At 64.9% G+C, this 14,378-nt stretch carries 12 protein-coding genes; 6 read left to right on the top strand and 6 right to left on the bottom strand.

The genetic code is table 11. The annotated features are described in order from the left end of the window. Positions 1–192 precede the first annotated feature (192 nt). The 3 genes from ABIC03_RS28890 to ABIC03_RS28880 all read right to left on the bottom strand — a co-directional run bounded on the left by ABIC03_RS28890 (position 193) and on the right by ABIC03_RS28880 (position 5,796). Complete coding sequence (locus ABIC03_RS28890) at positions 193–3,345, bottom strand: multidrug efflux RND transporter permease subunit (RefSeq protein WP_354063080.1); 3,153 nt, start codon at positions 3,343–3,345, stop codon at positions 193–195. A gap of 6 nt (positions 3,346–3,351) precedes the next feature. Then, positions 3,352–4,545: an efflux RND transporter periplasmic adaptor subunit gene (locus ABIC03_RS28885; protein WP_354063078.1), complete on the bottom strand. Its 1,194-nt coding sequence runs from the start codon at positions 4,543–4,545 to the stop codon at positions 3,352–3,354. 231 nt (positions 4,546–4,776) lie between these two features. Further along, positions 4,777–5,796 (bottom strand): SAM-dependent methyltransferase, encoded by a 1,020-nt coding sequence (locus ABIC03_RS28880; RefSeq protein ID WP_354063076.1) that lies wholly within the window; start codon positions 5,794–5,796, stop codon positions 4,777–4,779. A gap of 219 nt (positions 5,797–6,015) precedes the next feature. Here ABIC03_RS28880 and ABIC03_RS28875 point away from each other — a divergent pair, with 219 nt between their 5' ends. The 4 genes from ABIC03_RS28875 (at position 6,016) to ABIC03_RS28860 (ending at position 8,949) form a co-directional block, all read left to right on the top strand. Further along, positions 6,016–7,038 carry a flagellar motor protein MotA gene (locus ABIC03_RS28875; RefSeq protein WP_354063074.1) on the top strand — a complete coding sequence of 341 codons (1,023 nt, stop codon included), beginning with the start codon at positions 6,016–6,018 and terminating at the stop codon, positions 7,036–7,038. A 4-nt stretch (positions 7,039–7,042) separates the two neighbouring features. After that, entirely contained in the window at positions 7,043–8,071 is a 1,029-nt protein-coding gene (locus ABIC03_RS28870) for a peptidoglycan -binding protein (RefSeq protein ID WP_354063072.1), read from the top strand. 129 nt (positions 8,072–8,200) lie between these two features. After that, positions 8,201–8,647 carry a GNAT family N-acetyltransferase gene (locus ABIC03_RS28865; protein WP_354063070.1) on the top strand — a complete coding sequence of 149 codons (447 nt, stop codon included), beginning with the start codon at positions 8,201–8,203 and terminating at the stop codon, positions 8,645–8,647. An 80-nt stretch (positions 8,648–8,727) separates the two neighbouring features. Continuing rightward, on the top strand, positions 8,728–8,949 hold the full coding sequence (locus ABIC03_RS28860) for a hypothetical protein (RefSeq protein WP_027570257.1): 222 nt from the start codon (positions 8,728–8,730) through the stop codon (positions 8,947–8,949). Between the two features lie 513 nt (positions 8,950–9,462). Here ABIC03_RS28860 and ABIC03_RS28855 read toward each other — a convergent pair. Beyond that, positions 9,463–11,289, bottom strand: coding sequence for an ABC transporter ATP-binding protein/permease (locus ABIC03_RS28855; protein ID WP_354063068.1), 1,827 nt, complete (start codon positions 11,287–11,289; stop codon positions 9,463–9,465). A 212-nt stretch (positions 11,290–11,501) separates the two neighbouring features. Here ABIC03_RS28855 and rpmE point away from each other — a divergent pair, with 212 nt between their 5' ends. Next, positions 11,502–11,729: a 50S ribosomal protein L31 gene (rpmE, locus tag ABIC03_RS28850; protein WP_007599895.1), complete on the top strand. Its 228-nt coding sequence runs from the start codon at positions 11,502–11,504 to the stop codon at positions 11,727–11,729. A gap of 164 nt (positions 11,730–11,893) precedes the next feature. Here rpmE and rcdA read toward each other — a convergent pair whose 3' ends face one another. Both rcdA and ABIC03_RS28840 read right to left on the bottom strand, forming a co-directional pair. Further along, a complete protein-coding gene (gene rcdA, locus ABIC03_RS28845) occupies positions 11,894–12,403 on the bottom strand; it encodes a protease adaptor protein RcdA (RefSeq protein WP_007599893.1) in 510 nt (169 codons plus the stop codon). Positions 12,404–12,939: 536 nt separating this feature from the next. Next, on the bottom strand, positions 12,940–13,131 hold the full coding sequence (locus tag ABIC03_RS28840; RefSeq protein ID WP_354063066.1) for a DUF1192 domain-containing protein: 192 nt from the start codon (positions 13,129–13,131) through the stop codon (positions 12,940–12,942). A gap of 111 nt (positions 13,132–13,242) precedes the next feature. Between ABIC03_RS28840 and ABIC03_RS28835 the strand changes: the two genes are divergently transcribed. Further along, the gene (locus ABIC03_RS28835; protein WP_354063064.1) at positions 13,243–14,241 is read left to right on the top strand and encodes an NAD(P)H-quinone oxidoreductase; all 999 of its coding nucleotides are present in this window, start codon (positions 13,243–13,245) and stop codon (positions 14,239–14,241) included. The last annotated feature ends 137 nt before the right edge of the window (positions 14,242–14,378 follow it).

Below are 14,378 nucleotides of genomic sequence, written 5' to 3'. Positions count from 1 at the left end.
ATGCAGTCTGGATTGAGGCTCCCGAGAAAGCAAGCCGACCGATCCGGCGTTCAGTGGCCGCCTCTCACCAGAGCAAACCCGACTGTCATCATCCGCGAAGGCGGATGATCCAGTATTCCAGTGACGTCTGTTGGGTACGGAAAGGCCGCGGCGTACTGGATGCCCCGCCTTCGCGGAGCATGACGCCTCACCTTACAGCTTGGCCGGTGCGGGCGGCCCGTACATCTCGGCCTTCTTCGCCGCCTTCTCCCGATCTCCGCCCAGCACGCGCTGCACCGAGACGAAGAACACCGGCACCATCAGCAGCGCCAAAATCACCACCGCGATCATGCCGCCCATCACGATGCTGCCGAGCGCCTGCTGGCTGGCGCCGCCGGCCCCATGCGCGATGGCCATCGGCAGCACGCCGCAGATGAAGGCGAGGCCGGTCATCAGGATCGGGCGGAAGCGCAGGCGGCAGGCCTCGATGGTGGCGTCCACCAGCGGCTTGCCTTCTTTCCGCAGATCCTTGGCGAACTCGATGATGAGGATCGCATCCTTGGCCGCAAGGCCAATGATGGTGATCAGGCCGACGGTGAAATAGACGTCGTTGGGCAGGCCGCGCAGCATGGCCGCGACCACGGCGCCGACGATGCCGAGCGGCACGGTGAGCAGCACCGCGAGCGGAATGGTCCAGCTCTCGTAGAGCGCGGCGAGGCACAGGAACACCACGAACACCGAGAGCCCGAGCAGGAACGGCGCCTGCGAGCCCGACAGCTTCTCCTGGAGCGACTGTCCGGTCCATTCATAGCCGAAGCCGCGCGGCAGCTTGCCGGCGAGCCGTTCCATCTCGGCGATCGCATCGCCCGAGGTGAAGCCGGGTCTGGCTTCGCCGGAGATGCGCACTGCCGGATAGTAGTTGAAGCCGGTGATCTGCGTCGGGCCGCGCGCCCATTCCACGGTGGCAAAGGACGAGAACGGCACGAGCTGGCCGCGGCTGTTCTTGACGTTGTAGTTGAGGATGTCCTCGGTCCGCATGCGGTCGCGGGCATCGGCCTGCACCACGACGCGCTGCATGCGGCCGCGGTTCGGGAAGTCGTTGATGTAGTTCGAGCCGAGATTGGTCGAGATCGTGTTGTTGATGTCCTCGAAGGTGACGCCGAAGGCGCCGGCCTTTTCGCGGTCGATCACGAGATTGACCACGCCGGCCTCGGGCAGGCCCTCGACATAGACCTTCTGAAGCACAGCGCTCGCATTGGCCTCCGCGATCAACTGGTCGGCGGCGCGCATCAAGGCCGGATAACCCTTCTGGCCGCGGTCCTGGAGGCGGAACGAGAAGCCCGAGGAGTTGCCGAGATTGTCGATCGGCGGCGGCTGCAGCGCGGAGATCTTGGCGTCGCGGATCGACGACGACAAATCGCGGTTGATGTCGGTAACGATCGCCGCTGCCGAATCCTTCGGCCCGCGCTCCGACCAGTCCTTCAGGGTGATGAAGGCCTGCGCGGTGTTCATGCCCTGGCCGGAGAAGCTGAAGCCGGTGAGGAAGGTGACGTTGTCGACGCCCGGGCGCTGCGCCAGATATTTTTCCACTTTCTCGATCACCGCCTCGGTCCGGCCATAGGACGAATCCGACGGCGTCTGCACGTCGGTGGTGACGAAGCCCTGGTCGTCGACGGGCAGGAAGCCGCCGGGCAGATTGACGAAGGCCCAGGACAGGCCGGCGAGCAGCGCGACATAGACCAGCATCAAGCGGCCGGTGCGCTTCAGCGAAAAGCCGACGGTGCGGGAATAACCCTCCTTGCCGCCTTCGAGCATGCGGTTGAACCAGCCGAACACGCCCTTCTTGGCATGGCCATGACCGGCCGCGACGGGCTTGAGCAAGGTCGCACACAGCGCCGGCGTCAGCGACAGTGCGAGGAAGGCGGAGAAGCCGATCGCGGCGACCATGGTCACGGAGAACTGGCGGTAGATGATGCCGACCGAGCCCGGGAAGAACGCCATCGGCACGAACACGGCCATCAGCACCAGCGTGATGCCGATGATGGCGCCGGTGATCTGCGACATCGCTTTCCGCGTCGCTTCCTTTGGCGGCAGCCCCTCCTCGGCCATGATGCGCTCGACGTTCTCGACCACGACGATGGCATCGTCGACGAGGATGCCGACAGCGAGCACCATGCCGAACATCGAGAGCATGTTGATGGAGTAGCCGGCAAGCAGCAGCGTGGTACAGGCGCCCAGCAGCGCCACCGGCACCACGATGGTCGGAATGATGGTGTAGCGGATGTTCTGCAGGAACAGGAACATCACGACGAACACCAGCACGATGGCTTCGACCAGCGTTGACAGCACCTTCTTGATCGAGGCCTCGACCACGGGCGTGATGTTGTAGGGAATCTCGTAGCCGATATTGGCCGGGAAGAAGCGAGACAGCTCCTTCATCTTCTCTTCGACGGCGCTCGCGGTCGCCAGCGCATTGCCGGTCGGCGACATCAGCACGGAAAGACCGGCGGTCGGCTTGCCGTCGAGACGGGTGTTGAACTGGTAGCTGAGGCCGCCGACCTCGATGCGCGCAACGTCACGCAGCCGCACGGTCGAGCCGTCGGCATTGGCGCGCAGGATGATGGTGCCGAATTCATCCGGAGACGAGAGCTGGCCCTTGACCAGCACCAGCGCGGAGGTGCGCTGGGTCGAGGTCGACGGCTCGGCACCGATGCTGCCCGAAGCGACCTGCGCGTTCTGCGCGGCAATGGCCTTGTTGACGTCGTCGGCGGTCAGGCCATAGCCGACCAGCTTTGCCGGATCGACCCAGACGCGCAAGCTGCGTTCCGTCGAATACAGCGTGGCGCGGCCGACGCCGGGGATGCGGCGGATCTCGCCGAGCACGTTGCGTATCATGAAGTCGCCGAGGCCAACCTCGTCGAGGCTGCCGTCGGTCGAGTTCAGCGTGATGATCTGGAGCACCGCGCTGGAGGCTTCCTCGATCAGAATGCCCTGCTGGATCACCGCGCGCGGCAGCCGCGCCTCGACGCGCTTGATGCGGTTCTGCACCTCGACCGAAGCGGCGCTGGTATCGGTGCCCGGCACGAAATTGGCGATGATCTCGACCTGGCCGAGCGAGTCGCTGGTCGATTCGAAATTGAGGATGCCGGAGGCGCCGTTGAGTTCCTCCTCGATCAGCCGCGTGACGCTGTTGTAGAGGTTCTCGGGCGAGGCGCCGGGATAGCTGGTCGAGATCGAGATCGAGGGCGGCGCGATGATCGGATACTGCGCGATTGGCAACAGCGGAATCGAAATTGCGCCAACCAGACAGATGAACAGCGCGACCACCCAGGCGAAGATCGGCCTGTCGATGAAGAAGCTCGCCATAGCGCGTTACCGCATCAGCTTCTGGGCGTGCCGGTTGTCGGCGGTCGCATCCGCTTCCGACCAGGATTGCGGCTTGACCTTGTCGCCGGCGGCGAACTTCTGGAACCCTTCGACCACGACCTTGTCGCCGGCCTTCAGGCCCTCGGTGACGAACCAGATTCCGTCCTGCACCGAGCCGGTGCGCACCGGCTGCACCGCGATGTGGTTGTCGTCCTTGACGACGAACACCTCGCTGCCGCCGCCGCCATTGCGCTGGATCGCCTGCTGCGGTACCGCGATCGCGTCGCTATCGAGGCCCTGGTCGATGCGGACGCGGACATACATGCCCGGCAGCAGCTCGCGCTTGGGATTGCGGAACTCACCGCGCAAGGTCACCTGACCGGTATTGGCGTCGACCTTGGCATCCGAAAACAGCAACTTGCCGTCGAGCGAGTAGAGGGTGTTGTCGTCGAGCATGAGATGCACCTTGGCGGCATCGGGCGCGATGCGCTCGAGATCGCCGCTCTCGAAGGCACGGCGGAGCTGGTTGAGCTCGTTCACCGACTGGGTGAAATCCGCATAGATCGGGTCGAGCTGCTGAATGGTGGCCAGATTGGTCTCGTTCTGGACCGCGAGCGCGCCTTCGCTGACCAGGGCGGCACCGACGACGCCGTCGATCGGCGCGCGCACGGTGGCATAATCGAGATTGAGCTTGGCGCGCGCGAGATCGGCCTTGCGGCCCTCGACCTCGGCATGGGCCTGGCGTTCGGCGGCAATCGCCTTCTCGTTCTCGGCTTCGGGCGCCGCGCGCTGGCTGGTGAGCGTGGCGATGCGGCGCGCCTGCTGTTGGGCCTGCATCAACGCGGCCTCGGCCTTGGCGACCGCGGCGTCGTTGGCCATCACTTCGACCTCGAACGGACGCGGATCGATGCGGTACAGCGGATCGCCCGCCTTCACTTCGCTGCCTTGGCGGAACAGGCGCTCGACCACGATGCCGGACACGCGCGGCCGCACGTCGGACACCCGCGTCGGCGCAATGCGGCCCGGCAGTTCGCGCACCACGGCGCGCGGCTGCGGCTTGACGATGACGATGCTGACGTCGGGGTCGTTGGGCTGGGCGGCTGAAATGGCGGAGCTGGATTCGTCGCAGCCTGCCAACAGCGGCGTAAAGGCCGCGAGCATCATTGCAACGCATGCCGATCGCGCGCGAAGTCCTGACATGAAGTTAAGTGCCCCGATATTGTTGAAAACTGATCACGCGCCGCGGGACCCCGTTCTGGGTGATTCCGCGCGGCCGATGCCGCCAAAATAGAGGGGACTTGCTGCGACGCAACGCACGTTGCGGGCGGCCCAATGTCACACGGTCTAAGGTGCTGGGTTCACGACGTTTTTTGCGCCTCACCCGATTGTGAGTCCGGTTCCATCACCGCGTGCTGCGACGGAACATCGCAATTACCCCGCCGCCTTCATCCGGTAGTGGCTGACGCCCCACTCGGTTCCGTCGGCATAACCGAACAGGCCCGAGGTCGCGAGAAAGAACCAGCGCCAACGTCGCATCCGCTGGGCGGTCTCCTCGCCATGGATGTTGCGCAAGACCGCTTCGATGGAACAGCGATGCATGTCGAAATTGGCGAGCCAGTCGTTGGCGGTGCGCTGATAATGCGTGCCGCTCCACAACCATTCCTTCTCGACCGTGAAGAGATCGTCGAATTGCCTGATGAGATGATGGCTCGGCATCATCCCGCCGGTGAATACGTGCTGCGCGATCCAGTCGTCGCGATCGGCCCGGTCGAACAGGTGAGAGCCGGAGCGATGGGCGACGATGTGCATGAAGAACCGCCCCTCCGGCGCGAGCCACGATCGCAGGCGCGTCATCAGCTTGCGCCAGTTCATCACGTGCTCGAACATCTCGACCGACACGATGCGGTCGAATTGCCCGTCGGGCGCGAACACGTTGATGTCCGCGCTGACCACCCGCAGGTTGAGGAGACCGCGCTGCCGCGCCTCTTCCTCGATATGGGCGCGCTGCGCCTGCGAGCTCGACACCGCCGTCACCTTGGCGTGCGGAAACTGCCGCGCCATCCACAGCGACAGCGAGCCCCAGCCGCAGCCGAGCTCGAGGATGGTCTGGCCGTCGGCGAGAGCGGCATGCTCGGCGGTCTGGCGCAGCGCCTCCTCCTCGGCCTCCCGCAAGGTGGTCGCGTCGGTCTTGTAGAAGCAGGACGAGTATTTGCGGTTGGGACCGAGCACCTTCGCAAAGAACGAAGCGGGCACCTCGTCATGAACGACATCCGGGTCCTCGGCGATCGGCCGCAGCATCATCCGCCCGGCGAAGGCGGCATCGTCGGCCCCGCCCGGCGCGGACAGACGGGTCACCGTGCGCGAGCACAGACGCTGGATCGCCGCGCGGATCACGACATCAGGCAGCGGCACCCGTTCGGCAGTCCCGATGATTGCGGACACGACGCTCATGCGACGACTCCGTCTTGGGCGGCAGATCTTGGGCGGCCGGGGGAAAAGTGCGAACTGAACCTGTGGAATGCCGACGATTTGGAAAGTACGTCCTTACCAAAGCCCGGTTTCCGCTTTGGGTTCCCCAGCTCTCCCCGAAATCGGCGCATCCGGCGCTTTTTTTGGGCTGGCGCTGTGCCATAGTGCGCCCCGCAAGCAAGTTAACGGATGATACCGGCCATGCCGCCAGGCGCCTCGCCCCGCTCTTCCATCGACATCGAATATACCAAGCTATCCTCGCCCAGCGTCTTCCTGGTGCGGATGCTGGTCTTTCTGGTGCTCTGCGCCCTGGTGGGGGTGGTGCTCTACAAGCAGATCATCCAGGCCTTCTTCGCCAATCCCGGGCTCAATGCCCTGATCGGCGGCGTGCTGTTCATCGGCATCATCCTGGCCTTCCGCCAGGTGATCCGGCTCTACCCCGAAGTCTCCTGGGTCAACAATTTCCGCATCGCCGATCCCGGCCTTGCGCCCGCCCGCCACCCCAAGCTGCTGGCACCGATGGCGATGATCCTCGGCGGCGAGCGCACCGGGCGGATGTCGATCACCCAGACCACCATGCGGCACCTGCTGGATTCGATCGCGACCCGCCTCGACGAGGCCCGCGACATCTCCCGCTACATGACCGGGCTTCTGGTCTTCCTCGGCCTTCTCGGCACCTTCTGGGGCCTGATCGAGACGGTCGGCTCGGTCGGCAAGGTGATCGACGGGCTCAAGGTCGGGGGCGATTCCGGCGCCCTGTTCGACACGCTGAAGGAGGGGCTGGCCGCCCCGCTCGGCGGCATGGGCATCTCGTTCTCGAGCTCGCTGTTCGGCCTCGCCGGCTCGCTGATCCTGGGCTTTCTCGACCTGCAATCGAGCCAGGCGCAGAACCGGTTCTACACCGACCTCGAAGACTGGCTTGCCACCACCGTGCGCGAATATGGCAGCGGCGAGGTGGCTGTCGCCGCCGGCGGCGGTGGCGGCATTGCCAGCGGCGAGCTTCAGGCTGTCGTCGAGCGTTTGCGCACGGTGCTCGAGGAAGGCAGCGGCAGCCGCGGTACCACCGCGGCGATGGCGAGCCTCGCCGAAGCCATCCAGGCGCTGGTCTCGCATATGCGGACCGAGCAGCAGATGATCCGCGAATGGGCCGACGGCCAGGGCGAGCAGAACCGCGAGATCCGGCGCCTGCTGGAGCGCATCGCACGTCAGCCCGAGAAGGGTTAGCGACATGGCACTGGCGCGCGGCCGTCGCGGCGATACCTCCTTCAACTACTGGCCCGGCTTCGTCGACGCGCTGTCGACGCTGGTGCTGTCGATCGTGTTCCTGCTGTCGGTGTTCCTGGTGGTGCAGTTCTTCCTGTCGCAGGAGGTCACCGGCAAGGACAAGGCGCTGGAGCTGCTCAATGCCAAGATCGCGCAGCTCAACGAATTGCTGTCGCTGGAGAAGCTCGGCAAGCTCACGCTCGACGACCAGGTCTCGTCGCTGAAGGCCGGCCTCGCCTCGGCGGAGTCCGAGCGCGACCGCATCAAGGGGCTCTATGAGGGGCTGGCCGCCGCCGGCAACGATGCGCAAGGCAAATCCTCCGAACTCGGCAAGGCGCTGGACTCCGAGAAGGCGGTCTCGGCCCGCGCGCTGGCGCAGATCGAGGTGCTGAACCAGCAGATCAGCGCGCTGCGGCGGCAATTGGCGGCGCTGGAGGAAGCGCTCGACGTCTCCGAGAAGCGCGACAAGGAATCGCAAAATCGAATTGCCGATCTGGGGTCTCGCTTGAATGTCGCCCTGGCGCAGCGCGTGCAGGAATTATCGCGCTACCGCTCGGAATTCTTCGGCCGCCTGCGCGCCATCCTCGGCAACCGCCCCGACATCCGCATCGTCGGCGACCGCTTCGTATTCCAGTCCGAAGTGTTCTTCGACACCGGACAGGCGGTGCTGCTGCCCGAGGGCCGCGCCGAGCTCGACACGCTGGCGGCCGCCCTGATCGAGCTCGACAAGAAGATCCCGAACGAGATCCCCTGGGTGCTGCGCGTCGACGGCCATACCGATGTGCGCCCGGTCAACGGTCCGAACTTCAAATCGAACTGGGATCTCTCGGCCGCCCGCTCGATCTCCGTGGTGCAATATCTGGTCACGCTCGGCGTGCCGGCCCAGCGCCTCGTCGCCGCCGGCTTCGGCGAATTCCAGCCGCTCGACACCGCCAACACCGAGGACGCCTACAAGCGCAACCGACGCATCGAGTTGAAGCTGACGGAGCGGTAGTGTGAGGGTCGCGCGATACTCGCCACAACGTCATGGCCGGGCTTGTCCCGGCCATCCACGATCTTCGGTCTTAGCTGATGGAAAGGCGTGGATGCCCGGGACAAGCCCGGGCATGACCGCCTTCGGAAAATGAGCGCCCTCCACCTCCGTCCCTACCTTCCCGAGGACGAGGCCGCCTCGATCGATCTCTGGCATCGCACGTGGCAGCAGGCCTATCCGCAGATCGACTTCGCGGCACGCCTGGACTGGTGGCGCGAGCGCTGGCGCAAGGATCTGGTGCCGAAGGCCTCGATCGTGGTCGCGGAGCAGGACGGCGCGCTGACCGGCTTCGTCACCATCGACGGCGACGGCTATCTCGACCAGCTCGTGGTCGATCCCGCGCATTGGGGCACGGACGCGGCACGGCTGCTGGTCGATGAGGCCAAGCGCCTGTCACCAAGGGGCGTGACGCTGCTCGTCAACAAGGACAACAGCCGCGCCATCCGCTTCTACGAACGCAACGGCTTTGCCCATGCCGGCGACGAGGTGAATCCGACCTCGGGCCGGCCGGTGCTGAAGATGATGTGGCGGGCGTGACGCCCGTCACGTCGGGATCCCTGAACGTCAGCTAGTCGTTGTGCCCGGAAGTTGCACCGGCAAGCGGATGGAGATGACCGATGAAACTGAGCGATCTGGCCAAGGGGTCTTCGGTCCTGCTCGGCGTCATCGTCGCCGGATATGTCTCGACGAGCTACGTCGACCAGCGGTTGGCCACGCCGGTCAAGACGACGAGTGCTCCGACGAATGGCCTTGGGCCATCGGCCTGCGTTGATGAGGACGGGAGCTGGAAGAACTGGCCATGGCCGAATGTGCCGGCGCTATCGCCGAAGTGTCGATGATCGGCGCTGTTCGCCCACTCGCCGCGACGCGCTCTCGGCTCAAGCGGAGTTCAAGATTGAACTGCCACATTTCGGCTTGGCGGATCGCGCGCTGGCTGTATTCGCGAAGCCGGATCGACTCATCGATCGCTCGCCGCGCCCGCTCCAAAAGTTCGAGAGTTTCCTTGCTGTATGGCTGGGCCATGAGGCGCACTCCCGTTGAGGCGGGAGCGCAAATCATCTCTCAGGCACCGACGCCTACGGACGAGCCTTTGGCCGGCGATACCTGATTAGGCGCCACATCTGGGGGAACTGCAAGGTCCATCCACTCGGCTAAGGGGCGTGGGCTGACCTATCCGAAATTGCGGAAGCCTATGATGAGCAATCCAAAATCTCCGCTGCCATTCCCCGCGAAGGCGGGGAATCCAGTACGCCGCAGCCTCTCGATTGATCACTAACGTCTCGGAGTACTGGATCGCCCGCCTGCGCGGGCGATGACACCGTGAATGAAGCGGCAATCCGGAGTACTCCGCCTCACGCCCCCTCGAACTGCAGCCTCGCCAGCCGGGCATAGAGCCCGTTCGCAGCCACGAGCTCCGCATGCGTGCCCTGCTCGACGATCTTGCCCTGGTCCATCACCAGGATGCGGTCGCACGACAGGACGGTTGCGAGGCGGTGCGCGATGACGAGGGTGGTGCGGTGGCGCATCAGCTCTTCCAGCGCGGTCTGCACCAGCGTCTCGCTTTCGGCATCGAGCGCGGAGGTGGCTTCATCGAGCAGCAGCAGCGGCGCATCGCGCAGGATCGCACGCCCAATCGCGATGCGCTGGCGCTGGCCGCCGGACAGCGTCACGCCGCGCTCGCCGAGCGGGGTGTCGAAACCTTCGGGCAGGCGGCGGATGAACTCGGCGGCGTGCGCGAGCTCGGCCGCGCGCTCGACCTCGGCATCGGTGGCATCGGGCCGGCCGAAGCGGATGTTGTCACGGGCGCTCGCCGCGAACACGTTGGATTCCTGCGGCACCAGCGCGATGCGGGAGCGAAATTCACGGGGATCGGCGGATTTGACCGGCACGCCGTCGAGCGAGATCGCGCCACTGCGCGGATCGTAAAAGCGCAACAGCAGATGAAAGATCGTGCTCTTGCCGGCGCCGGACGGACCGACGATCGCAACCTTCTCGCCGGGGCGCACGGTGAACGAGACGACATCCAGCACATTGACGTCGCGCCGCGCCGGATAGGCGAAGCTGACACGGTCGAAGCCGACTTCGCCGCGCGCCGGCACCGGCAGCGCGCGCGGCGACGCCGGCGCGGTGATATCGGGCTGCACATGCAGGATCTCGAACAGGCGCTCGGCAGCGCCCGATGCCGCCGAGATCTCGCCCCACACCTCGCTGAGCTGGCCGAGGCCGGCCGCGGCGAAGGCCGCATAGAGCACGAACTGGCCGAGCCGGCCCGGCGTGATGGTGCCGATCAGCACGTCGTGCGAGCCGATCCAGAGGATCGCGACCACGCTCGCGAACACGATGAAGATGATGATGGCGGTGAGCACGGCACGCGCCTGCGTCGAGGTGCGCGCGGCTTCATAGGCCTGCTCGACCTCGCCGCCGAAGCGCCTCTCGGCGAGGCTCTCGCTAGTATAGGCCTGCACGGTGCGGATCGCGCCGACCAGCTCGCTCGCATAGGCGGAGGCCTCGGCCAGCGTGTCCTGCGCATTGCGCGACAGACGCCGCACCCAGCGCCCGAAGGCGACCAGCGGCAGCACGATCAGGGGGATGGCGAGCAGCACGAAGCCTGATAGGCGCGGGCTGGTGATCACCATCATCGCGGCAGCGCCGAAGAACATCATCAGATTGCGCAGCGCGATCGAGACCGAGGCGCCGACGGAGGATTTGATCTGGGTGGTGTCGGCGGTGAGGCGCGACACCAGCTCGCCGCTGCGCGCGGAATCGAAGAAGGCCGGCGACAGCGACAGCAAATGGGCGAAGACGTCGCGTCTGAGATCGGCGACGATGCGCTCGCCGATCGTCATCACGAGGTAGTAGCGCGCGGCGCTTGCGAGTGCGAGCACGGCGACGACGGCGATCATCACCGAGAAGTAGCTGTTGATCAGCTCGATGCCTTCAGGCGTCAGGCCGAAATCGATCATCCTGCGCACCGCGACCGGCACCAGCAGCGTGGTCAGCGCCGCGATCGTCAGCGCGACGAAGGCCAGCGCCGCGCGGCCGCGATAGCGCGCGACATAGGGCGCAAGCGCCAGCAGCGGCCGCAGCTTCGCGCGGCTCTTCGCCGGCGCCTCGATCAGGTCGGCTTCGATCGACGGTGCTTCCGCGGGCCCGGTTTCAAGCCGTTCAACTGCGCTCATGAGATCCGACCAAAAGACAAAGAGAGGTGGTCCGCTCCAGATAGGCCGGGCGAGCGGGAGTGGCAAATCCGGGATGTCCCTTAGGGGGGCGCCCGGTCCCCTACTAAGGCCCTGCAATGGCTTGTTTTACAGGGCCTCGTGGGGTATAGACCGCGCCAAATCCGTCATTCGATAGCCACTCAAGTGAGGCGCCGGGGCGCCGAGGAATTGCCATGAAAGCCGAAATTCACCCGAACTATCATACGATTAAGGTCGTGATGACCGACGGAACCGAGTACCTGACCCGCTCCACCTGGGGCAAGGAAGGCGACACGCTGAACCTCGACATCGACCCCAAGTCGCACCCGGCCTGGACCGGCGGCAACGCCCAGCTGATGGATCGCGGCGGCCGCGTCTCGCGCTTCCAGAAGAAGTTTTCGGGCTTTCTCAAAAAGGATTGATCCGGCCCCTCGAGGCTTGAGACGAAAACGCCCCCGGAGAGCCGGGGGCGTTTTTTGTTTTGGGGGATGCTCGTCATTGCGAGGAGCTCTTGCGACGAAGCAAATCCAGACTGTCTCCGCGGAGGGATTTCTGGATTGCTTCGCTACGCTCGCAATGACAAGGCCTACCGCTCGAACGCCGCCTTCAGTGCGTTGAGATGCGGCACCAGTGGGTTGCCGATCGAGGAATGATCGACCGGCGGGGTGTGGATGGTTGTGTCCAGGCGGCGCACACGGGTCTGGAGGCTCATCGAGCGGTGGATCAGGTCCTGGAGCTGCGACGGAAGCTTCTCGATGCTGTCGGTCGAGCCGGGATCGGCGGCGGAGAGCTTGACCTTGGTCTTTTCGCGGTTGGCCTGGCCGAGCGTCATCTCGCCTTCCTTCACTGCGCGGTGCAGCAGCAGCCACGAGGCAAGCTGCATCAGGCGGGTGGTCAGGCGCATGCTCTCGGTCGCATAGGTGAGGCTGACGGCGCGATCGAGCGCCTTGGCCTCGGTGCGGCCGGCGCCATCGAGATAGGCGGCGGTCTCTTCGACCAGGTCCATGCCCTCGCGGAACAGGACGCCGAACGCCGCAGAATTGGTGAACCGCTCGCTGAGTTGAACGAGAGCGCCTTCGGCTTGCAAACGTTCCATGGTTAACGCCCCTTACGCAACTGTCTGACTGCCCGGCTTTGGCGCCGGCTTATGATGAACAAATCATTGCGCGGGCCGGACGCCGAGTCCAGTGACAAGCGCGGATATGGTTTCCGCGGGTCTTTGCTCGGAATTCAACCGCTGCGAGACGGAAAAGGGCGGAGCTGGGCGCAAAAAAGAGCCGCCGGAAAACCGGCGGCTTTGAAAGTTGATAACAGGGAGGCGTCAAACAGAGTGGACAGGAGCCACTCGGTGTCCAAACAAGGACAGTTCCAAGTCATAAACTCGAAAGCTTAATGTGGAGTAAACGAGCGATTATTTTGAGGGTTCGTTAGCCATGTCGGTCAGTGGCCGAGTGCGCCCGCGGAACGAACTCTCTCGGTCGCCCCGGCCTAGTGCGCAATTGCGCACGGGGGCCGGGGCCCATAGCCACAGGGAAAAGTCGTCGCGCGAGCCGGCAACTCCGAGTCTTCGTAAAACTGCTCGCACGGCGTATGGGTCCCGGCCTCCGCCGGGACGACAGCTATTGTGTGGCTCTACGACTTGAACACGCTGTTGGCCGCATCGCGCGAGGCGCGCTTCTTTGTTGTGGCTTCTTCCAATCTTGCGATCTCGCCCTTGAGCAGCGCGATGCGCTCGGTCAGTTCCTCCACCGACAAGAGTGAGAGATCCTCTCCGATGTCATGGTTGATCTTCTTGCGCGGACGGTCGTCGTCTTCCATCGCCATCCTTGTTCCTCCTGCGTTCGCATCACAAGCGGCTGAGGCGGTTGCCAGCCTGCATCGCGCTGGCTAAGCAATGGCCTCGTTCCATCCCGCACCTTTGCTCAAGGACACATCATGGACAAGCTGCCCGCGCAAATGACCGTGGTCGCCATCTCGAAACCCGGCGGACCGGAAGTGCTGGTGCCGGAACAACGGGCGCTGCCGCAGCCCGGCCCCGACGAGATCCTGGTCAAGGTGCAGGCCGCCGGCGTCAACCGTCCCGACGTCGCGCAGCGCTCCGGCGCCTATCCGCCGCCGCCCGGCGCCAGCGACCTGCCCGGTCTCGAAATTGCGGGTGAAGTGGTGGCCGTCGGCAGCAACGCCAAGCGGCACAAGATCGGCGACAAAGTGATGTCGCTGGTCGCCGGTGGCGGCTATGCGCAGTACTGCATCGCCCAGGACGGTCAGGCGATGAGCGTGCCGCCGTCGCTGTCGATCAAGGAAGCCGGCGCACTGCCGGAAACGCTGATGACGGTTTGGCACAATGTGTTCGAGCGCGGCGGCTTGAAGTCCGGCGAGACGCTGCTGATCCATGGCGGCTCTTCCGGCATCGGCACCATGGCGATCCAGCTCGCCAAAGCGTTCGGCGCCAAGGTGATCGTCACCGTGGGATCGCAGGACAAGATCGATGCCTGCCTCAAGCTCGGCGCCGATCGTGCCATCAACTACAAGGACGAAGACTTCGTCGCCGTGGTCAAGGCGGAGACGAACAATGCCGGCGCAAATCTGATCCTCGACATGGTCGCCGGCGACTATGTCGATCGCAACTATGACGCCGCCGCACTCGACGGCCGCATTGTGCAGATCGCGACCCTCAACGGGCCCAAGGTCACCGTCAACATCGCCAAGGTGATGGTGAAGCGCCTGACCCATACCGGCTCGACGCTGCGCCCCCGTAGTAATGCGGACAAGGCGGCGATGGTGGCCGCGATCGAGGCGAAAGTGATGCCGCTGTTGCGCGAAGGCCGGGTCAAGCCGCTGATGGACAGCACTTTCCCGCTGGAAAAGGCATCCGACGCCCACCGGCGGATGGAAACCTCGGCACATATTGGCAAAATTGTGTTGGAGGTCTAGGCCAGCGGCCCACAGGGCAAGCCGGAAACCCTTTGATTTTCCTTGCTTTCGTGGCATCTATCGCGACGCACCGAACCATCCTGTTCCGTTCGGAAAACGCCGTGCACCGAAGAGCCTGCACCGAAGAGTTTGCGTCG

Source organism: Bradyrhizobium sp. RT6a (genome assembly GCF_040547675.1).
Classification (GTDB): domain Bacteria; phylum Pseudomonadota; class Alphaproteobacteria; order Rhizobiales; family Xanthobacteraceae; genus Bradyrhizobium.
This window is presented reverse-complemented; position numbering and strand designations above follow the sequence as displayed.